The sequence below is a fragment of the Geodermatophilus sp. SYSU D01105 genome (assembly GCF_054050095.1).
The window spans coordinates 113,168-130,948 of sequence record NZ_JBJGYR010000004.1; the positions used below are offsets into that span (position 1 = coordinate 113,168).

Below are 17,781 nucleotides of genomic sequence, written 5' to 3' on the forward strand. Positions count from 1 at the left end.
GGAGCCCGCCGGTGCGGGACGCAGGATCAGGCCATGGGACAGAGCCGCTCGCCCCTCGACGTCGCCGGCCTCGAGCGCCTCGCCGCACGCGGCTGGCGCGGGTCGGAGGAGGCGCCCCTCGGCGAGTGGCTGCTGCGCGCGGGCGGCGGGTTCACCGGGCGGGCCAACTCGGCCCTGGTCGTGGGCGACCCCGGCAGAGCCCTGCCGGACGCGGTGGTGGCCGTCGCGGCCTGGTACGCCGAGCGCGGCCTGCGCCCGTGCGCCATGCTGCCCGGCCGCCAGTCCCGGACCGCCGACGCCGCGTTCGCCGCCGCCGGGTGGGAACGGGACGAGGACGTGCTCGTGCTCACCGCGCCGCTGTCCGTCCCGCCGGCGGACGGCGTCCCCGTCGACCTCTCCCCCGCGCCCGACGACGCCTGGCTGGCCGGCTACCGCCACCGCGGCCGGCCGCTGCCGGCGTCGGCCCGCGCGGTGCTCACCAACGCCGAGGACGTCGTCTTCGCCTCGGTGCGCCTGGAGCCGTCGCCGGCGCCGCTGGCCGCCGTCGCGCGGGGCGTGCTCACCGACGGGTGGCTGGGGGTCGCCGCGGTCACCGTCGAGGAGGAGCACCGGCGCCGAGGCCTGGCCACCGCCGTCATGGCCGCGCTCCAGCGCTGGGGCGCGCAGCGTGGGGCGCAGTGGGTGTACCTGCAGGTCGCGTCGGACAACGCCCCCGCCCGGGCCCTCTACCGGAAGGCCGGCTTCATCGAGCACCACCGCTACCACTACCGGTACGCGCCCGGCTGACCGGCGCCGCGAGCACCCGACCCACGGCGAAGGCGGCGGCGACCACGCCCAGCAGCAGGAAGGCGAGGTTGACGAAGCCGGCGAACCCGCCGCCGGTGATCAGCAGGTCACCCTCGGGACGGCGGATGCTGCCCGCGACGGCGACGGTGAGCCAGACCAGCGCCGGCAGCGCCGCCGCCACACGGGACCCCGTCAACCGGGCCGCCAGCGGCACGAGGAGCAGGTTGCCGGCGACGGCCGCCACGACCGACACGGGCACCGGCACGCCGGCCACCCGCAACGGCAGCCAGAACACCTCCACCAGCGCCAGCCACCCGGCGACCGCGGCGACCAGCAGCGCGGCCCCCGTGCGCCGGATCATCCGGAGAGGCCGGCGAACAGGTCGTCCTCCCTGCCGTCGGGCCCGACCGGGCCGCGCTCGCCGCGGACCAGCCGGTAGTACTCGGTCCCCAGGACCTCCTGGCCGAGGTTGTTCGACAGTGCGAAGAACGGGCCGTCGACGGTGATCTGGGTGGGGTGGGCCCGCATCGCGGCGTCCTTCTGCGCGGCGTACGCCCGTCCGTCGACGGCGGCGGCGACCTGCTCGTCGGGGACGGCGAAGGGCACCTCCTCCACGTCGCCGAGGTCGTCGAAGGGCGAGGCCTCCCCCAGCGCGCGCATCGCCTCGATGCCCTCGCGCAGGACCGACCGCGGCATGCAGCACCAGTACACCTTGGCGACCTGCCACGGCTCCCCGAGGTCGGGGCGGTACGCGGGGTCGGCGGCGGCGTCCACCGCCCCCATGGCCACGCGGTGGGCCTGGATGTGGTCCGGGTGGCCGTAGCCGCCGTTCTCGTCGTAGGTCACGACGACCTGCGGTCGCACCTCGCGGACGACGGCGACCGCGTACGCGACCGCCTCGGCGAGGTCGGCCCTCCAGAACGCGCGGGGCTTGTCGTTGGCCGGCGTCCCCATCATCCCGGAGTCCCGGTAGCGGCCGGGGCCGCCGAGGAAGCGCCAGTCGGTGACCCCGAGGGCCTCCATGGCGGCCCGCAGCTCGCTGATCCGGTAGCCGCCGAGCTGGTCGGCGTGGTCGGCGGCCAGCAGTTCCAGCTCCGGGACGAGGACCTCGCCCTCCTCACCCAGTGTGCAGGTGAGCAGCGTGACCGCCGCCCCCTCGGCGACGTAACGAGCCATCGTGGCCCCGTTGTTGATCGTCTCGTCGTCGGGGTGGGCGTGCACGAGCAGCAGGCGGCGGTCAGCGGTCACGGCGAGGCATTCTCCCTGAGCCTCCGCGATCATGAGGTCCCGGATGCGACACCCCGCCAGCCGACGGCGGGTCCACTCCCGGGCTCCATGATCGCGAGGAGGCCGCTCACTCCGCGTCGACAGGCACGACCATGCGGGCCTCGGCGAAGTGGCACGCCGACGGGTGGCCCTGGCCGCGGTCGACGAGCGCCGGGGCCTCCTCCGCGCAGATGTCCTGGGCCTTCCAGCAGCGGGTGCGGAACCGGCAGCCCGAGGGCGGGTTGGCCGGGCTGGGGACGTCGCCCTGCAGCAGGATCCGGTCCTTCTGCCCGCGCAGCGCCGGCTCGTGCAGCGGCACCGACGACAGCAGCGCCTGCGTGTAGGGGTGCGACGGCGAGGTGTAGACCTGCTCGTCGGTGCCCTCCTCCACGATGCTGCCGAGGTACATCACCGCGACCCGGTCGGAGATGTGCCGCACCACCGACAGGTCGTGGGCGATGAACAGGTAGGACAGGCCGAACTCGTCCTGCAGGTCCTCGAGCAGGTTGACCACCTGGGCCTGCACCGAGACGTCGAGGGCCGACACCGGCTCGTCGCAGACGATGATCTCCGGCCGCAGCGCCAGCGCCCGCGCGATGCCGATGCGCTGCCGCTGGCCGCCGGAGAACTGGTGCGGGTAGCGGTTGACGTAGTCGGGGTTGAGGCCGACGCGGTCGAGCAGTTCCTGGGTCCGCTGCAGCCGGCCCTTCTTCGGGGCCACGTCGGCGTGCACCGACCAGCCCTCGGCGACGATGTCGCCCACGGTCATCCGCGGGTTCAGCGACGCGTACGGGTCCTGGAAGATGATCTGGACCTCGCGGCGGTAGTCCTTGAGCGCCCGACCGCCCAGCTTGGCCACGTCGCGGCCCTTGTAGACGATCGACCCCGCCGTCGGCTTCTCCAGCGCGACGAGCAGCTTGGACACCGTCGACTTGCCGCAGCCGGACTCCCCGACCAGGCCGACGGTCTCACCCCGGCGCATGGTCAGGTTGACGCCGTCCACGGCCCGGACGTGGCCGATGGTCCGCTTGAAGACGACCCCCTGGGTGAGCGGGAAGTGCTTCTTCAGGTCGCGGATCTCCAGCAGCGTCTCGCCGGTGGCGCCGTGCCGGGCCGCGGTCGCCGCGGTGGCGCCGGTGGGCAGGTCGTCGGACACCGTCGTCCGGTCCGACTCCGCGCTCCGGTCCGCTCCTCGCTCGTTCCTCGCTGCGATGCTCCCGGAGCTGTCGTCAGACACCGAGGACCTCCTCGCTGTAGTGGCAGGCCGCCTCGCGGCCCGGGACGACCAGGCGCAGCGGCGGCACGTCGGTGGCGCACTCCCGGCCGGGGGCCGCGGCGGCACCCAGCCGACGGCGCGAGCACCGCGGGTGGAAGGGGCAGCCGCCGGGGATGGCGGCCAGGTTCGGCGGCTGGCCGGCGATCGGCCGCAGCCGGCCCCCCTTGGCCTCCACCTGCGGCACCGAGCTCATCAGCCCGTCGGTGTAGGGGTGCGCCGGGTTGGAGAAGACGTCGTCCACGGTGCCCCGCTCGACGATCCGCCCGGCATACATGACCGCCACGTTGTCGGCCACCTCGTTGACCACGCCCAGGTCGTGGGTGATGAGGATGAGCCCCATCCCGGTCTCCCGCTGCAGGTCCTTGAGCAGGTCCATGACCTGCGCCTGCACCGTGACGTCGAGGGCGGTGGTCGGCTCGTCGGCGATGAGCACGCGGGGGTCGAGGGCGATCGCCATGGCGATCATGACGCGTTGGCGCATGCCACCGGAGAACTGGTGCGGGTAGTCGTCGACCCGCGAGGCGGCCGCCGGGATGCGCACGCGGTCCATCAGCTCGACCGCGTGCTTCTTGGCGTCCTTCTTCGACATCCCGCGGTGGGCGCGGAACATCTCGCCGATCTGGTAGCCGACGCTGTACACGGGGTTCAGCGACGACAGCGCGTCCTGGAAGATCATCGAGATCCCCGGCCCGCGCACCCTCCGCTGCTCCTCGGGGGACTGCGTGAGCAGGTCCTTGCCGTCGAACCAGATGCCGCCGCCGGTGATGACCGCGGGCGGGCTGTCGAGGATGCCCATGATCGCCTGCGCGGAGACCGACTTGCCGGAGCCGGACTCGCCGAGGATGGCGAGGGTCTCCCCCGCCGCCAGGCTGTAGCTCACGCCGTTGACGGCGTTGACCACACCGGAGCGGGTGCGGAACTCGACGTGGAGGTCGTCGACCTCGAGCACCGGGGCGCCCACCGCGGGCGCCGCGGCGGTGCTGGAGGACAGGTCGGGTCGGGTCATGCGCGCTGCCTCGGGTCCAGGGCGTCGCGCAGCGCGTCGCCCATCATGATGAAGGCCATCACGGTCAGGGTCAGGACGATGCTGGGGAACAGCACCAGGTGCGGGGCGCTGCGGATCGACTCCTGCCCGGCCTCGATCTGCAGCCCCCAGGAGATCGCCGGCCGCTGCAGCCCCACACCGAGGTAGGTCAGCGTGGCCTCCGCGGCGATGAGCACGCCGATGGTGATGGTCGTGTAGACCAGCACCGGCGCGACGGCGTTGGGCAGGATGTGCCGCACCAGGATCCGGCTGTTCGACGCGCCCATCGCCCGCGCCGCGGCCACGTAGTCGGAGCTCTTGACCGCGATGACCTGCGAGCGGACCAGCCGCATCGCCGTCATCCAGCCGAACAGCGCCAGCGCGAGGGCGACCGCCCCGGGCCCCCGGTCGCTGATGATCGGCAGGTCGGTCGAGGGGCCGACGCGCAGCAGCACCAGGGCGCCGAGGATGAGCGGCAGGGCGTAGAAGATGTCGGCGATCCGGGACAGGACGCCGTCGGTGGCGCCGCCGAAGTAGCCGGCGATGGCCCCCACGATCACGCCGAGCACGAGGACGACGAGGACCGCGAAGACCCCGATGATCAGCGAGTTGCGGGCGCCGTAGACGACGTTGGCGAGGTAGTCGCAGCCCTGCGTGTCGAAGCCGAACCAGTGGTCGGCCGAGGGCAGCGCCTTGGAGTTGGCCAGGTCGCAGGCCCGCGGGTCGGCACCGCGGGCGAACAGCTGCGGGACGATCGCCATGAGCAGGAAGAGCAGCCCGAGCAGGGCACCGATCCAGAACAGCGGGTTGCGCCGCAGCTCACCCCAGGCGTCGCTCCACAGGCTGTTCTGCCGGGCCTCGGTGACGTCGACCGACGGACTGGCCAGCCCGGTGGTGGTGCCGGCCTCGACCTCGTCATGCCGCAGGTCCATCTGCTGCTGATCAGTCATAGCGGATCCTCGGGTCGAGGACGGCGTAGAGCACGTCGACCACCAGGTTGAAGAAGATGAAGAAGAAGACCATCAGGGTCACGATGCCGACGACGACCGCGCCCTCCTGGGACCGGACGGAGTCGAAGACCTCCCGCCCGATGCCGGGCAGGTTGAACACCGACTCGGTGACGATCGCGCCGCCCAGCAGCGTGCCGATGTCCGCGCCGATGAAGGTGACCACCGGGATCAGGCTGTTGCGGAGGGTGTGCCGCACGATGACCGTCCGGTTGGGCAGGCCCTTGGCCCTCGCCGTCCGGACGTAGTCGGCGCGCAGGTTCTCCGCGACGCTGGTGCGGGTGAGCCGGGCGACGTAGGCCAGCGAGCCGGAGGCCAGCACCAGGCCCGGGAGGATGTAGCTGTAGAGGCCCTCGCGGGTGCCGGCGATGGGGAACCAGCCGAGCTCGAGGCCGAACAGCAGCTGGGCGACGAAGGCCAGCACCAGGATCGGGATCGAGACGATCAGCGTGGTCGAGACCAGCACCAGGTTGTCGAAGAAGCTGTTGCGGCGGATGCCCGCCAGCACACCGGCGATGAGGCCGATGACCGCCTCGAAGACGACGGCGACGATGGTGAGCTCGATCGTGACCGGCAGCGTCCGCTCGATGGTGTCGAGGACGGGCCGGCCGCGGAAGTCGGTGCCCAGGTCGCCCTGGAACAGGTTCTTCAGGTACTCCCAGTACTGGGACCACAGCGGCTCGTCGAGGTGGAACCGCTCGCGGAGCTCGGCGACGACGGCCGGCGAGAGTGGCCGGTCACCGCCCAGGGCGCGGATCGGGTCGCCGGGCAGCGCGTACACCATCGCGAAGATCAGGAACGACGCCCCGAGCAGTACCGGGATGGTGAGCAGAAGGCGGCGCGCGACGTAGCGGCCCATGTTCCCCCTCGGGTCGTCGTGTCACCGCAGGCCCTCCGGTGACACGGGTTCCATCGTGCCCGGTACGGGGCACGCGCGCCGCCGGGGGCGACCGTCCTGGTCAGAACGGGCGCCCCCGGCGGGTGGTGCGGGTCCTGCGGGTGGGGTCAGCTGGTGACGGTGACCTCGGAGACGACCACCCGCTGGAACAGGTCGAGCCGCACGTTGTCGACGTTCTCCGAGGTGACCGACTGGATCTCGGTGAAGAACATCGGGACGAACGGCATGTCCTCGGCGAGGAGGTCCTCGGCGGCCTGCCAGTCGGCGATGGCCTCCTCGGTCGTCGCCGCCTGGTCGCCACGGAGCACCAGGTCGTTGAACTGCGGGTTGTCGTAGAAGGAGTAGTTCGAGCCCAGCGGCGGGAACGACTCCGGCTTGAACAGCGGGGTCAGGTAGCTGTCGGCGCTCGGGTAGTCGAAGCTCCAGCCGTACCGGAACGGGCCGGTGTAGCCCTTCTCCTCACCCAGCGGCAGGTACTCGGCGAAGTCCAGGTTGCCCTGGAGCACGAACTCCACGCCCAGGTTCTGCCGGAGCTGGTTGCCGACGGCCTCCATCCAGGCGTCGTGGCCGGCACCGGAGTTGAACCACAGCTCGATCGGCTGGCTGCGGTCGAAGCCCGCCTCGTCGAGGAGCTGGTTGGCCCGGTCGGCGTCGAGGGTGCAGTAGGTGCAGGAACCCTCGCGGTAGCCGTCGAGGACCGGCGGGATGAAGGAGTCCGCCGGGGCGCGGGTGCCGCTGAAGATCGCGTCGCTGATCGCCTGCCGGTCCACGGCCATGGAGATGGCCTGGCGGACCCGCTTGTCGGCGAAGCGCGGGTCGTAGGTCGGCATGCCGAGGTAGGTGATCTGCGAGGACTCGGTCTCGATGAACCGGTCACCGAACTCGTCGCGCGCCGAGTCGATCACGTCCGGCGGGATGACGTCGACGATGTCGAGGTTGCCGTCCTGGACGTCGGTGTAGGCGGTGCCCACCTCGGCGTAGACGATGTACTGGACCGACGCGGCCTGCGCCTTGTCGTCGCCGGCGTAGTCGTCGTACCGGGTCAGGGTGACGCCCTCACCGGGGACGAAGTCCTCCTCGGCCTGGAACGGGCCGTTGCCGATCGGCCGGGTGCCGAAGGCCTCCGGGTCCTCGAAGAAGGAGTCCGGCAGCGGGTAGAAGGGGTTGTAGCCCACGACCGCCGGCCACTGCGAGAAGGGCTGGCTCAGCTGCACGGTGAAGGTGCGGTCGTCGACGACGGCCAGACCGGAGAGCTCCTGCGCGGCGCCGTCCTGCAGCTCCTGGAACCCGGCGATGCGGGACAGGTACGAGCCGCCGTCCTGGGCGTTCGCGGGGTTGGCGGTGTAGTTCCACGCGTCGACGAAGGACTGCGCGTCGACCGGCGTCCCGTCGTGGAAGGTCCAGCCGTCCTTCAGCGTGATCGTCCAGTTCTGGTTGTCCTGGGACTCGATCGACTCCGCGACACCGGTGAACTCGACCTCGCCCTCGGGCGAGTACTTGACCAGACCCGTCCACAGCGAGTTGACGACCTGGTCGCCCTCGCTCTCGGTGGTGTTGCCGGGGACGAGCGGGTTCTCCGGCTCGCCGATGTACATGCTGAAGGTGCCGCCGTCGGCGCTGGCCCCGGAGCCGCCGCCCTCGTCGTCGCCGCCACAGGCGGACAGCAGCATCGCGCCGGACAACCCGGTCGCGATGAGCGCAGCAGAGCGCTTGCTCAACTTCACGTGCAATGCCTCCCTCGTCCCGCGCGGCGCGGGGGGAACGGACTGGTTGGCCAGCGTCCAGCGCCTGCGGCCGGACAGCCGGTGGTCGTGCGGACAGGTACCGAGTCTGGCCGGTACGTCGGGCGACGTTAGGCGGGGCCCGCGAAGAGCGTCCACGACCGTCACCGACTTGTGACCTCGGCTCAGGATCTCACAGGGTGGAATCCCGCTTGCGCGGGCCACCCCCTCCCTCCACCGCAGGGTTTACGGCTCACGTCACATCTGGCCGGAACACTTACACCGAGTCGTGGGCCGGGTGTCGGGATCGCCCGGTCGGGGTAGCACACCACCCGACCGACGAGAGGAGTCCGGCATGAGCGGCATCGACAAGATGAAGAACAAGGCCGAGGAGCTGTCCGGCAAGGGCAAGGAGGCCGCGGGCGACGCCACCGGCGACCGCGACCTGAAGGCCGAGGGCCAGGCCGACCAGGCGTCGGGCAACCTCAAGCAGGCCGGCGAGAAGGTCAAGGACGTCTTCAAGTAGGAGGAGGGCCCCGCAGTGGGGCCGTTCAGGCAATTGCGCCGTGGGCGCCGTCCCTCCCGGGACGGCGTCCACGGCGTGTCAGGGGCGGGCGAGGAGGGCCCGCACGGCCGGGAGCAGGGGGCGGTCGGCCGGGATCCAGTCCAGCGCCTCGAGCTCGTCGGCGGTCAGCCAGCGCAGCTCGGCGTGCTCGTGCGCGGTGAGCTCCTCCCCCGCGGCGATCCGCGCCCACCACACCCTCAGCGTCGACGCGCCCGGCAGCCCCCCGGCGACGACGCCGTCCAGGACCACCTCGCCCACGAAGGCCTGCGGCACGACGACGACCCCGAGCTCCTCGCCGATCTCGCGCACCAGCGCGGCGAGGTCGTCCTCGCCCGGCTCGACCTTGCCGCCGGGGAACTCCCAGAACCCGTCGTAGGGGCCGCCCGAGCGCTGCGCCACGAGCACCCGGTCGCCCTCGACGAGCGCGGCCCCCACCACCTGGACAACGTCGAGCGCGCGCCGGGCGGCGGCCGCGGCGTAGGCGTCGAGGTGGGCCTGCATCGACCGCAGCACCCGCCGGCGCAGCAGCCGGTCGAGCACCCGGCCCAGCGGCCGCGGCAGGGCGGTCGCCCAGTCCACCTGCTCGTCGACGAGCGTGCCGGCGGCGGTCGCGGTGAACCGCCGGGAGTGGGTGAGCCACCGCCACCCGCGACCGGGGGCCACGGCGTACACGTCCCGCACCGGCCGGACGGAGACGACCTCCTCCAGCGGCACCCGCCACGGACGGCCCAGGGAGCGGGCGACGTCGAACGACACGGTCAGCGGCGCCTCCACCAGGGTGGTGAATCGCAGCTGGGACACCGGCACACCCTCCCAGACAGTGCAGGATGGCTGTCGTGCGCATCACCGCCCGGGTCGACTACGCCGTCCGTGCCGCCGTCGAGCTGGCCGCCGCGGCGCCCGGCGCCCTCACCTGCGACCGCATCGCCACCGCGCAGAACATCCCCGGCCGGTTCCTGCAGTCCATCCTCGGCGACCTGCAGCACGCCCGGCTGGTGACCAGTCAGCGCGGCCGGGAGGGCGGCTACCGGCTCGCCCTGCCGCCGGAGGAGGTCTCCATCGCGCGCGTCATGCGCGTCGAGCAGGGCTTCCTCGCCGAGGTGCACGGCCAGCGGCCCGAGGACGTCGAGTACCCGGGGACCGCCGCCCCGCTGGCGTCGGTGTGGGTCGCGGCCCGCGAGGCCTACCGGCGGGTGCTGGAGGAGGTCACCCTCGCCGACGTGGTCGCCGGCAAGCTGCCGGGCCCGGTGGCCGAGCTGGCCGCGCTCGAGGAGGCGTGGCGGTCCTTCGCCGAGGACCGCCCCGAGTGACCCCCCGCCCGGGTCCGCGGCGTTCCCGGTCCCTGGGCGAGACTGGCGGCATGGCAGGCACGCAGCAGCGCGGCGTCACCGTGTTCCTCACGGGGCTGTCCGGCGCGGGGAAGTCCACGATCGCCGACGCCCTCGTCGCCGACCTCGAGGCCGAGGGACGACCGGTCACCGTCCTCGACGGCGACGTCGTGCGCACCCACCTGTCCAGCGAGCTCGACTTCTCCCGCGCGCACCGCGACCTCAACATCCGGCGGATCGGCTTCGTGGCCGGTGAGGTCGTCAAGCACGGCGGGACGGTCGTCGTCGCGGCCATCGCCCCCTACGAGGCGGCTCGCGAGGAGGCCCGGGCGCTGGTCGAGCAGCACGGCCGGTTCGTGCTGGTCCACCTCTCCACCCCCCTGGAGGTGTGCGAGGACCGCGACGTCAAGGGGCTCTACGCCCGCGCCCGGGCCGGGGAGATCCCCGGCTTCACCGGGATCGACGACCCGTACGAGCCGCCGGCGCGCGCCGAGCTGGTCATCGACACCTCCGTCACGCCCCTGGCCGAGTCCGTCGCCCGCATCCGCGACGCCATGGACGGGGCCGCCGCCCCTGTCTCCTGAGTCACAGCCCGCGGGTGCGCCCGCGTGTGGGACCATGGAGGGCGTGACTGATCGCGGACTGTTCCTCGTCGCGCGCCGTCACGTCGACCTCGCGCTGGTGAGCAGCGCAATCTGTCGCGCCGCGCGCTGACACCGCGGTCCCCTCGCAGCCCCCGGTTGCGACCTCCCGATCTGGCAGCGCCCCTCCCCGTCCCGGTGCCAGCGCCCGGACGGACGGCGCAGAAGGAAGTGCCCTCGTGACCACCCCCCGCACCAGCAACCGCCCGCAGCGAGGCCAGGGCCAGTGGGCGCTGGGCTACCGGGAGCCGCTCAACCCGAACGAGCGGATGAAGAAGGACTCCGACGGGCTCGAGGTCCGTCAGCGCATCCTCGACATCTACGCGCACACCGGCTTCGGCGGCATCGACCCCAGCGACCTGCGCGGGCGCATGCGCTGGATGGGCCTCTACACCCAGCGGGCGCAGGGCATCCCCGGCGGCAAGACCGCCGTGCTCGAGCCCGAGGAGCTCGAGGACTCCTACTTCATGATGCGGGTGCGGACCGACGGCGGGTCGCTGACCAGCGCCCAGCTGCGCACCATCGGCGGCATCAGCACCGAGTTCGGCCGCGACGTCGCCGACGTCACCGACCGGCAGAACATCCAGTACCACTGGATCCGCATCGAGGACGTCCCGGAGATCTGGCGGCGGCTCGAGGCGGTCGGGCTGACCACGACCGAGGCCTGCGGCGACACCCCGCGCGGGATGCTCAACTGCCCCCTGGCCGGCGTCCTCGAGGACGAGGTCCTCGACGCCAGCGAGGTCATGGCGCAGACGGTCGCGAAGTACGTCGGCAGCCCGGAGTTCAGCAACCTGCCGCGCAAGTGGAAGACGTCGATGTCCGGCTGCGTCGACCACTGCACCGAGCCGGAGATCGACGACGTCTCCTTCGTCGGCGTCCGCAACGAGGCCGGTGAGGCCGGCTACGACCTGTGGGTCGGCGGCGGCCTGTCGACCAACCCGATGTTCGCCCAGCGGGTCGGCGTCTTCGTCCGGCCCGACCAGGTCACCGAGGTGTGGGCGGCGTGCACCTCGATCTTCCGCGACTACGGCTACCGCCGGCAGCGCAACCGCGCTCGCATCAAGTTCCTCATGGCCGACTGGGGCCCGGAGAAGTTCCGCCAGGTCCTGGAGGAGGAGTACCTCCGCCAGCCGCTCCCCGACGGCCCGGCGGCGGCGCCCCCGAAGCACGCCACGCGCGACCACGTCGGCGTCGCCCGGCAGAAGGACGGCCGCAACGCCGTCGGCTTCGCGCTGCGCACCGGCCGGATCAGCGGCACGGTGCTGACCCGGATCGCCGACCTCGCCGAGGAGTACGGGCAGGGGCGGACCCGGACGACGACGCAGCAGAAGATGGTCATCCTCGACGTGCCCGACGAGCGGGTCGAGGACCTGGTCGCCGCGCTGGCCGAGCACGACCTGCTCGTCCGGCCGAGCGCGTTCCGCCGCGGCACGATGGCCTGCACCGGCCTGGAGTACTGCAAGCTCGCGATCGTCGAGACCAAGCAGCACGCCCAGGACCTCTACGCCGAGCTGGAGAAGCGGCTGCCGGACTTCGACGTGCCGATCGGCATCAACGTCAACGGCTGCCCCAACAGCTGCGCCCGGTTCCAGACCGCCGACATCGGGTTCAAGGGCTCGATGGTCCGTGACGACTCGGGCGAGATGGTCGAGGGCTTCCAGGTGCACCTGGGCGGCCACCTCGGCACCGAGGCCTCCTTCGGCCGCAAGTTCCGCGGGCACAAGGTCACCAAGGCCGAGACCGCCGACTACTGCGAGCGCGTGCTGCGCGGGTACCTCCAGCGGCGCGAGGACGGCGAGGGCTTCGCCGCCTACGTCGCGCGGGCCGAGGAGTCGTGGCTGCTGTGACGGGGCTGCTGTGACGGAGGAGGAGGCGGGCGGCGGAAGCCGTCGGCACCTGCCGGTGTTCTTCTGCCCGTACTGCGGGGACGAGGAGCTCACCCCGCACGGGGACGCGGGCGAGTGGCACTGTGCCGCCTGCCTGCGGACCTTCACCGTCCGGCTGACCGGGACAGGAGTCCAGCACCCATGACGACCGCGATCGCGCCGACCCCCGAGCTCGCCCGAGAGGCCGACGCCCGCTTCGAGGGCATCACCGACCCGGTGGAGCAGGCCCTCGCCGTGCTGCGGTGGGCCGGGGAGACCTTCGGGGACGGTTTCGCGATCACGTCGTCCATGGCCGACGGGCTGCTGGCGCACCTGGCCTCGCGGGCGGTGCCCGGCGTGCACGTGGTCTTCCTCGACACCGGCTACCACTTCGCCGAGACCATCGGCACGCGCGACTGGATCAGCGGCGTCCTGCCGATCACGCTGGTCAACGTCACCCCGCCGCAGACCGTCGCCGAGCAGGACGCCGAGCACGGCCCGCGGCTGCACGAGCGCGACCCCGACCTGTGCTGCTCGCTGCGCAAGGTCCGGCCGCTGGCGGAGGCGCTGGCCGGCTACGTGGCGTGGGGCTCGGGCGTGCGCCGGGACGAGGCGGTGACCCGTGCGGGCACCCGGCTCGTCGACTGGGACGCCAAGCGCGGCATGGTGAAGGTCAACCCGCTGGCCGCCTGGACCCAGGACGACGTCGACGCCTACATCGCCGCGCACCGGGTGCCGGTCAACCCGCTGCAGGAGATCGGCTACGCCTCCATCGGCTGCGCGCCCTGCACCCGTCCGGTGACCCCGGGCGAGGACCCGCGCGCGGGCCGCTGGGCGGGGCGCACCAAGACCGAGTGCGGCCTGCACCTCTGACGGACGGCCTCGTCCCACCCCCCGCTCCGCGCGCCGCGGACCCTGCGGCGAGGCCGCCGGGCGCGGCACACTGACCGCCGTGCCCCGACCGCCGCTGCTGTCCCCCGACGAGCTGGCCGCCGCCCTCGCCGGGCTGCCGCTGTGGAGCGGGGACGGCGCGGGGATCCGGCGCAGCGTCGAGCTGCCCGGTTTCCCCGACGCCGTCGCCGCGATCGTGCGCATCGGCTTCGTCGCCGAGCAGATGGACCACCACCCGGACGTCGACCTGCGCTGGCGCACCCTGCACCTGACGCTGGCCACCCACTCCGCCGGCGGGGTGACCGAGCTCGACCTGGAGCTGGCCCGCCGGATCGACGCGCTCCTCCCCGGCTGACGGCGGGCCTCCTGCCCCCACCCCGCTCGGGCTCGGGGCGGCGCCCGGGAGGGGCGGAGCCGGGTCGTTGGCCCCTGCCGACGGCGCCGCCGGTCCCCCTAGCGTGCCGGGCGTGACGCTGACCGTGGGGAGCGCGGCCGTCGAGAAGTACGCCGCGGCGTGGCGGGAGCCCGACGCGACCGCGCGCCGGACCCTGCTGGAGACGTGCTGGGCCGAGGACGGCGTCTACTGCGACCCGCTGTCCCGCGTCGAGGGGCGCGACGGGCTGGCGGCGCTGATCGGGTCCTTCCAGGAGGAGAACCCGGGCGCCCACATCGACGTCGTCAGCGGCGTCGACGAGCACGACGGCTACGTGCGGTTCGGCTGGCGGATGGTCGCCGCCGACGGCTCGGTCGCGCTCGAGGGGACCGACTTCGGCGAGCTGGACGGCGCGGGGGCGCTGCGCCGGATCGTCGGCTTCTTCGGCCCGCTCCCCCCGGCCTGAGCCGGGCGGTCTCAGGTCTCGACGGGGAGCACCAGCAGCCGCAGCAGCCGGTCGGCCTCGGCGTCCGGGTCCTCGGTGAGGCCGGTGTGCACCGGGCCGGGCTGGACGACGGTGCTGCGCGGAGCGGTCAGCCACCGGAACCGGGAGCCCAGCGCCTCGCGGCCGGCCGCGCCGGAGGCGGGGTCGGCCGCGCAGACGTCGGCGGCCGCCTGCAGCGCCTGGCGGATCGCGTCGGCGTCGGCGGTGGGGTCCAGGGCCCGCAGCCGCGCCACGTCGAGGTGGACGCGGGACCCCAGGTAGTCGCGCTGCCGGCAGTAGACGAGCACCCCGGCGTTGAGCGCCTCCCCCCGCTCGACGCGCGGCACCACCCGCAGCACCGCGTACTCGAAGGTGTCCCGGCTCATCGCTGCGTGACCCCCTCCGGCGGCGGAGGGCCCAGCCACGACGGCCGGTTCTCGCCACGGCGTGCCGTGCGGCGCGTCCCGCCCGCGGCGGCGGTGGCCACCAGCGGCGGCAGCCACGCGTCCCGGGCGGCCAGCCGGGCCAGCAGCTGGTCGACGTAGCGGGTGCGGACGGCGTCCGGGCCCTCCTCCGGGGTGGGACCCTCCAGCCACTCGTCGGGCACCTGCCGCAGCACCGTCTCGAGCACCGGCCGGGTGACCCGCGGCGCGAGGGCGGCGTCGGCGTCGGCCACCCGCGGCTCGCACTCGACCAGCGCGTGCTGGCCGGCGTCGTAGGGCCGGGCGACCGCGGCGGCGGCCCCGGGCCAGTTGTGGTGGAAGGTGAGCGCCGCGCCGTGGTCGATCAGCTGCAGGCGGCCGTGCCAGAACAGCATGTTGGGGTTGCGCCACGAGCGGTCGACGTTGCCGATGAGCGCGTCGAACCACAGCACCCGGCCGGCCAGCTCCGGCGCCACCGAGGCGACGCCGGCCTCGAAGTCCAGCGCCCCCGGCAGGTAGTCCAGGCCGAGGTTCACCCCGGCCGAGCGCTGCAGCAGCTCCTGCACCTCGGGGTCGGGCTCCCCCACGGCCAGCTCGGGCGCCACGTCCACGGTGACCAGCGCGGGCACCGGCAGCGACAGCGCGCGGGCCAGCTCGGCGCAGACCACCTCGGCGACCAGGACCTTCATGCCCTGCCCGGCGGCCCGCCACTTGACCACGTAGGTGCCGAAGTCGTCGGCCTCCATGAGACCGGGCAGCGAGCCACCCTCGCGCAGCGGGACGACGTAGCGGGTGGCGGTGACGGCGGGCAGCACAGTGCGCCCCAACCTACGGGATCACGCCGGGACGTCGCGGCGCCGGACGCCGGTCGGCGCCGCGAGCACGAGGGCGGCGGCGCGGTCCACGGGCCGGGCCACGGCAGACTGGGGCCATGACCGAGGGACGGGCCCCGGGACGGACCCACGGGAGCCGGCGCTGATGGGCCTGCTCCGCGCCGCGGACCCGGCCGCGTACGCCACGACGCCGCTCACCTATCCCGAGGTGGGCGCGACACGGGAGGCGGCGCTGCCGGCCGGCTACGACACCGTCGAGCGCTCGATCGTCGTCGGGGCGGGGCCGGGGGTCTTCGCGCGCGCGGTCGCCGCGGTGTTCGACTGGCGGGCCCAGCGCAGCGTCGGGTTGCGGGTGCGGGCCACTGGTCCGGCGTCCGAGCCCGGCACCGTCGTCGTCCTGACCGCCGGCCTGCCGCGGCTGGGCTACGACATCCCGTGCCGGGTCGTGTGGGCGCAGACCACCGGCGACGAGCGCGGCTTCGCCTACGGCACCCTGCCCGGACACCCGGAGAGCGGCGAGGAGGCGTTCCTCGTGCGGCGGACGGCCGGCGGCGAGGTCGTGTTCACCCTGCGGGTCTTCGCCCGCCTGGCCTCCCCGCTCGCGCGTCTGGGGGGTCCGGTCAGCACCGCCGTCCAGCGCCTGGCCACCGCCCGGTACCTGACGGCGATCCGGCGGGCCGCCGCGCAGGGTTAGACGTCGCGGCGCTCGAGCAGCACCGCGCCGATCGCCCAGGCACCCAGCGCCCACGCGCCGCAGACGACCAGCCCCACCGGCCAACTGGTCGGGACGGCGAGGAACGGGTCCTCGCCGACCCGCAGCGCCGGCAGCGCCTGGGAGGCCCGGGAGGCCACCACGCCCCCGGCCAGGGCGAGCAGCGGCGGCAGCACGAACACCAGCACCACGCCGAGCCCCACCCCGCCGGCGGTCGAGCGCAGCACCGCGCCGAGCCCGACCGCGAGCACCGTCACCAGCGCCGCGGAGGCCACCTGCAGCCCCAGCGAGCGCAGCACCGCCGGGTCGCCCAGCGGCACCCCGCCGGGGACGGCGGTGAGCGTGCGCGCGGCCAGCCAGCAGACGAGCGCGAGCAGCGCGGTGAGCAGCACCGCCCACGCCGTGACGACGGCGGTCTTGGCCACCAGCAGCCGGGTGCGCCGCGGCACCACGGTGAGCGAGACCAGCGCCGACCCGGTGGCGAACTCGGCGGTCACCGCGAGCACCCCGAGGACGACGAGCACCAGCTGGCCGAAGCCGAAGCCGGTGAGCGCCACACCCACGGCCAGGTCGGCCCGCACCGCGGACTGCGTGCTCGCCGCCGCCAGCCAGCCGAAGGCCGCGACCACGGCGAGGTGGACGACCGTGCACCACCAGGTGGACCGGACCGACCGCAGCTTGGTCCACTCGCTGCGCAGCACCGCCCGCGCCGGCACCCCGCCGGTCGTCCGGGAGGGGCTCACGCCACACCCGCCCGGTACTCGACGTCCTCACCGGTCAGCGCCAGGTAGGCCGCCTCCAGCGAGGCCATCACGCGGGTGAGCTCGTGCACCCGCACCCGGGCGTCGAAGGCGACGTCCCCGACCTCGGTCACGTCCAGGCCCGCGACCCGGAGCGCGCCGTCGACCTCGAGCGACACGTGCGCGCCGGCCCGCCGCAGCGCCATCGACAGCACCGGCGCCTCCGGGCTGCGCACCCGGACGGCGGCGTGCGCACCCAGCAGGTCGGCGATCGACACGTCGGCCAGCAGCCGGCCCCGGCCGAGCACGACGAGGTGGTCGGCGGTGTCCTCCATCTCGCTCATCAGGTGGCTGGACACCAGGACGGTCCGGCCCTCCGCGGCCAGGTCGCGGAGCAGCTCGCGCACCCAGCGGATCCCCTCCGGGTCCAGCCCGTTGACCGGCTCGTCGAGCAGCAGGACCTCCGGGTCGCCCAGCAACGCCGCGGCGATGCCCAGCCGCTGGCCCATGCCGAGGGAGAAGCCGCGCACCCGCTCGTGGGCCACGCTGCCCAGCCCGACCAGCTCGACGACCTCGTCGACCCGCCGCATCGGCAGGGCGTTGCTCTGCGCCAGCACCGCGAGGTGCTGGTACGCCGTCCGCCCGGGGTGACGGGCCCGCGGGTCGACCAGCGCGCCGACCCGCCGCATCGGCCGGTCCAGCTCCCGGTAGGGCAGGCCGAGCACGGTCGCCGTCCCGGCGGTGGGGCGGGTCAGGCCCAGCACGCAGCGCATCGTCGTCGTCTTGCCCGAGCCGTTGGGGCCGAGGAAGCCGGTCACGCGGCCGGGCTCGATGCGGACGGTGAGGTCGTCGACGGCGACGCGGTCCCGGTAGTGCTTGGTGAGGCCGTCGAGCTCGATCACGTGCGCCAGCATGGCCAGCCGCGGGCCCGTCGCGCGGGAGGCTC

At 73.7% G+C, this 17,781-nt stretch carries 22 protein-coding genes; 10 read left to right on the forward strand and 12 right to left on the reverse strand.

Translation table 11 applies throughout. From position 1 onward, the window contains the following. Positions 1 to 33: 33 nt before the first annotated feature. Entirely contained in the window at positions 34 to 786 is a 753-nt protein-coding gene (locus ACI79I_RS04980) for a GNAT family N-acetyltransferase (RefSeq protein ID WP_456991168.1), read from the forward strand. On the opposite strand, the gene ACI79I_RS04985 is transcribed toward ACI79I_RS04980, so the two are convergent. From ACI79I_RS04985 to ACI79I_RS05015, 7 genes are all read right to left on the reverse strand, one after another. Beyond that, positions 743 to 1,147: a hypothetical protein gene (locus tag ACI79I_RS04985; RefSeq protein WP_456991169.1), complete on the reverse strand. Its 405-nt coding sequence runs from the start codon at positions 1,145 to 1,147 to the stop codon at positions 743 to 745. The two genes, ACI79I_RS04980 and ACI79I_RS04985, sit on opposite strands and share 44 nt — an antisense overlap. Then, complete coding sequence (gene mshB / locus ACI79I_RS04990) at positions 1,144 to 2,034, reverse strand: N-acetyl-1-D-myo-inositol-2-amino-2-deoxy-alpha-D-glucopyranoside deacetylase (RefSeq protein WP_456991170.1); 891 nt, start codon at positions 2,032 to 2,034, stop codon at positions 1,144 to 1,146. The genes ACI79I_RS04985 and mshB overlap by 4 nt, the downstream gene beginning before the upstream one ends. A gap of 106 nt (positions 2,035 to 2,140) precedes the next feature. Further along, a complete protein-coding gene (locus ACI79I_RS04995) occupies positions 2,141 to 3,289 on the reverse strand; it encodes an ABC transporter ATP-binding protein (protein WP_456991171.1) in 1,149 nt (382 codons plus the stop codon). Next, positions 3,282 to 4,334 carry an ABC transporter ATP-binding protein gene (locus ACI79I_RS05000; RefSeq protein WP_456991172.1) on the reverse strand — a complete coding sequence of 351 codons (1,053 nt, stop codon included), beginning with the start codon at positions 4,332 to 4,334 and terminating at the stop codon, positions 3,282 to 3,284. The genes ACI79I_RS04995 and ACI79I_RS05000 overlap by 8 nt, the downstream gene beginning before the upstream one ends. After that, positions 4,331 to 5,302, reverse strand: coding sequence for an ABC transporter permease (locus ACI79I_RS05005; RefSeq protein ID WP_456944391.1), 972 nt, complete (start codon positions 5,300 to 5,302; stop codon positions 4,331 to 4,333). Before ACI79I_RS05005 ends, ACI79I_RS05000 begins: the two co-directional genes overlap by 4 nt. Next, complete coding sequence (locus ACI79I_RS05010; protein ID WP_456991173.1) at positions 5,295 to 6,218, reverse strand: ABC transporter permease; 924 nt, start codon at positions 6,216 to 6,218, stop codon at positions 5,295 to 5,297. Before ACI79I_RS05010 ends, ACI79I_RS05005 begins: the two co-directional genes overlap by 8 nt. A 146-nt stretch (positions 6,219 to 6,364) precedes the next feature. Next, the gene (locus tag ACI79I_RS05015; protein ID WP_456991174.1) at positions 6,365 to 7,981 is read right to left on the reverse strand and encodes a peptide ABC transporter substrate-binding protein; all 1,617 of its coding nucleotides are present in this window, start codon (positions 7,979 to 7,981) and stop codon (positions 6,365 to 6,367) included. Between the two features lie 352 nt (positions 7,982 to 8,333). Here ACI79I_RS05015 and ACI79I_RS05020 point away from each other — a divergent pair, with 352 nt between their 5' ends. Further along, positions 8,334 to 8,504, forward strand: a complete 171-nt coding sequence (locus ACI79I_RS05020; protein ID WP_456991175.1) for a CsbD family protein — start codon at positions 8,334 to 8,336, stop codon at positions 8,502 to 8,504. Between the two features lie 78 nt (positions 8,505 to 8,582). Here the strand turns inward: ACI79I_RS05020 and ACI79I_RS05025 are convergent, their stop codons facing one another. Beyond that, positions 8,583 to 9,344 carry a (deoxy)nucleoside triphosphate pyrophosphohydrolase gene (locus tag ACI79I_RS05025; protein ID WP_456991176.1) on the reverse strand — a complete coding sequence of 254 codons (762 nt, stop codon included), beginning with the start codon at positions 9,342 to 9,344 and terminating at the stop codon, positions 8,583 to 8,585. A 26-nt stretch (positions 9,345 to 9,370) separates the two neighbouring features. Between ACI79I_RS05025 and ACI79I_RS05030 the strand changes: the two genes are divergently transcribed. The 7 genes from ACI79I_RS05030 (at position 9,371) to ACI79I_RS05060 (ending at position 14,110) form a co-directional block, all read left to right on the forward strand. Beyond that, positions 9,371 to 9,853: an RrF2 family transcriptional regulator gene (locus tag ACI79I_RS05030; protein ID WP_456991177.1), complete on the forward strand. Its 483-nt coding sequence runs from the start codon at positions 9,371 to 9,373 to the stop codon at positions 9,851 to 9,853. Positions 9,854 to 9,903: 50 nt separating this feature from the next. Then, on the forward strand, positions 9,904 to 10,455 hold the full coding sequence (gene cysC / locus ACI79I_RS05035; protein WP_456991178.1) for an adenylyl-sulfate kinase: 552 nt from the start codon (positions 9,904 to 9,906) through the stop codon (positions 10,453 to 10,455). A gap of 236 nt (positions 10,456 to 10,691) precedes the next feature. After that, on the forward strand, positions 10,692 to 12,362 hold the full coding sequence (locus ACI79I_RS05040; RefSeq protein WP_456991179.1) for a nitrite/sulfite reductase: 1,671 nt from the start codon (positions 10,692 to 10,694) through the stop codon (positions 12,360 to 12,362). Positions 12,363 to 12,372: 10 nt separating this feature from the next. Continuing rightward, positions 12,373 to 12,546, forward strand: coding sequence for a hypothetical protein (locus ACI79I_RS05045; protein WP_456991180.1), 174 nt, complete (start codon positions 12,373 to 12,375; stop codon positions 12,544 to 12,546). Beyond that, complete coding sequence (locus ACI79I_RS05050; protein ID WP_456991181.1) at positions 12,543 to 13,253, forward strand: phosphoadenylyl-sulfate reductase; 711 nt, start codon at positions 12,543 to 12,545, stop codon at positions 13,251 to 13,253. Before ACI79I_RS05045 ends, ACI79I_RS05050 begins: the two co-directional genes overlap by 4 nt. Before the next feature lie 79 nt (positions 13,254 to 13,332). Continuing rightward, positions 13,333 to 13,626: a 4a-hydroxytetrahydrobiopterin dehydratase gene (locus ACI79I_RS05055; RefSeq protein ID WP_456991182.1), complete on the forward strand. Its 294-nt coding sequence runs from the start codon at positions 13,333 to 13,335 to the stop codon at positions 13,624 to 13,626. A gap of 112 nt (positions 13,627 to 13,738) precedes the next feature. Beyond that, positions 13,739 to 14,110: a nuclear transport factor 2 family protein gene (locus tag ACI79I_RS05060; protein ID WP_456991183.1), complete on the forward strand. Its 372-nt coding sequence runs from the start codon at positions 13,739 to 13,741 to the stop codon at positions 14,108 to 14,110. Between the two features lie 11 nt (positions 14,111 to 14,121). Here the strand turns inward: ACI79I_RS05060 and ACI79I_RS05065 are convergent, their stop codons facing one another. Both ACI79I_RS05065 and ACI79I_RS05070 read right to left on the reverse strand, forming a co-directional pair. After that, positions 14,122 to 14,514 carry a DUF3037 domain-containing protein gene (locus ACI79I_RS05065; protein WP_456991184.1) on the reverse strand — a complete coding sequence of 131 codons (393 nt, stop codon included), beginning with the start codon at positions 14,512 to 14,514 and terminating at the stop codon, positions 14,122 to 14,124. Further along, positions 14,511 to 15,365 carry a HipA family kinase gene (locus ACI79I_RS05070; protein ID WP_456991185.1) on the reverse strand — a complete coding sequence of 285 codons (855 nt, stop codon included), beginning with the start codon at positions 15,363 to 15,365 and terminating at the stop codon, positions 14,511 to 14,513. Before ACI79I_RS05070 ends, ACI79I_RS05065 begins: the two co-directional genes overlap by 4 nt. A 163-nt stretch (positions 15,366 to 15,528) precedes the next feature. On the opposite strand from ACI79I_RS05070, the gene ACI79I_RS05075 reads away from it, so the two are divergent. Beyond that, the gene (locus ACI79I_RS05075; protein ID WP_456991186.1) at positions 15,529 to 16,077 is read left to right on the forward strand and encodes a DUF1990 family protein; all 549 of its coding nucleotides are present in this window, start codon (positions 15,529 to 15,531) and stop codon (positions 16,075 to 16,077) included. Here ACI79I_RS05075 and ACI79I_RS05080 read toward each other — a convergent pair. Next, positions 16,074 to 16,838, reverse strand: coding sequence for an ABC transporter permease (locus ACI79I_RS05080; protein WP_456991187.1), 765 nt, complete (start codon positions 16,836 to 16,838; stop codon positions 16,074 to 16,076). The genes ACI79I_RS05075 and ACI79I_RS05080 overlap by 4 nt on opposite strands. Then, the gene (locus ACI79I_RS05085; RefSeq protein WP_456991188.1) at positions 16,835 to 17,737 is read right to left on the reverse strand and encodes an ABC transporter ATP-binding protein; all 903 of its coding nucleotides are present in this window, start codon (positions 17,735 to 17,737) and stop codon (positions 16,835 to 16,837) included. The genes ACI79I_RS05080 and ACI79I_RS05085 overlap by 4 nt, the downstream gene beginning before the upstream one ends. Positions 17,738 to 17,781: the final 44 nt, after the last annotated feature.

Excerpts from the sequence above, each read along its gene's own strand:
- ACI79I_RS05075 (WP_456991186.1), top strand. The coding sequence starts at position 15,529 with ATGGGCCTGCTCCGCGCCGCGGACCCGGCCGCGTACGCCACGACGCCG.
- ACI79I_RS05050 (WP_456991181.1), top strand. The coding sequence starts at position 12,543 with ATGACGACCGCGATCGCGCCGACCCCCGAGCTCGCCCGAGAGGCCGAC.
- ACI79I_RS05010 (WP_456991173.1), bottom strand. The coding sequence starts at position 6,218 with ATGGGCCGCTACGTCGCGCGCCGCCTTCTGCTCACCATCCCGGTACTG.
- ACI79I_RS05020 (WP_456991175.1), top strand. The coding sequence starts at position 8,334 with ATGAGCGGCATCGACAAGATGAAGAACAAGGCCGAGGAGCTGTCCGGC.
- cysC (WP_456991178.1), top strand. The coding sequence starts at position 9,904 with ATGGCAGGCACGCAGCAGCGCGGCGTCACCGTGTTCCTCACGGGGCTG.
- ACI79I_RS05000 (WP_456991172.1), bottom strand. The coding sequence starts at position 4,334 with ATGACCCGACCCGACCTGTCCTCCAGCACCGCCGCGGCGCCCGCGGTG.
- ACI79I_RS05065 (WP_456991184.1), bottom strand. The coding sequence starts at position 14,514 with ATGAGCCGGGACACCTTCGAGTACGCGGTGCTGCGGGTGGTGCCGCGC.
- ACI79I_RS05005 (WP_456944391.1), bottom strand. The coding sequence starts at position 5,302 with ATGACTGATCAGCAGCAGATGGACCTGCGGCATGACGAGGTCGAGGCC.
- ACI79I_RS04980 (WP_456991168.1), top strand. The coding sequence starts at position 34 with ATGGGACAGAGCCGCTCGCCCCTCGACGTCGCCGGCCTCGAGCGCCTC.
- ACI79I_RS04985 (WP_456991169.1), bottom strand. The coding sequence starts at position 1,147 with ATGATCCGGCGCACGGGGGCCGCGCTGCTGGTCGCCGCGGTCGCCGGG.
- ACI79I_RS05030 (WP_456991177.1), top strand. The coding sequence starts at position 9,371 with ATGGCTGTCGTGCGCATCACCGCCCGGGTCGACTACGCCGTCCGTGCC.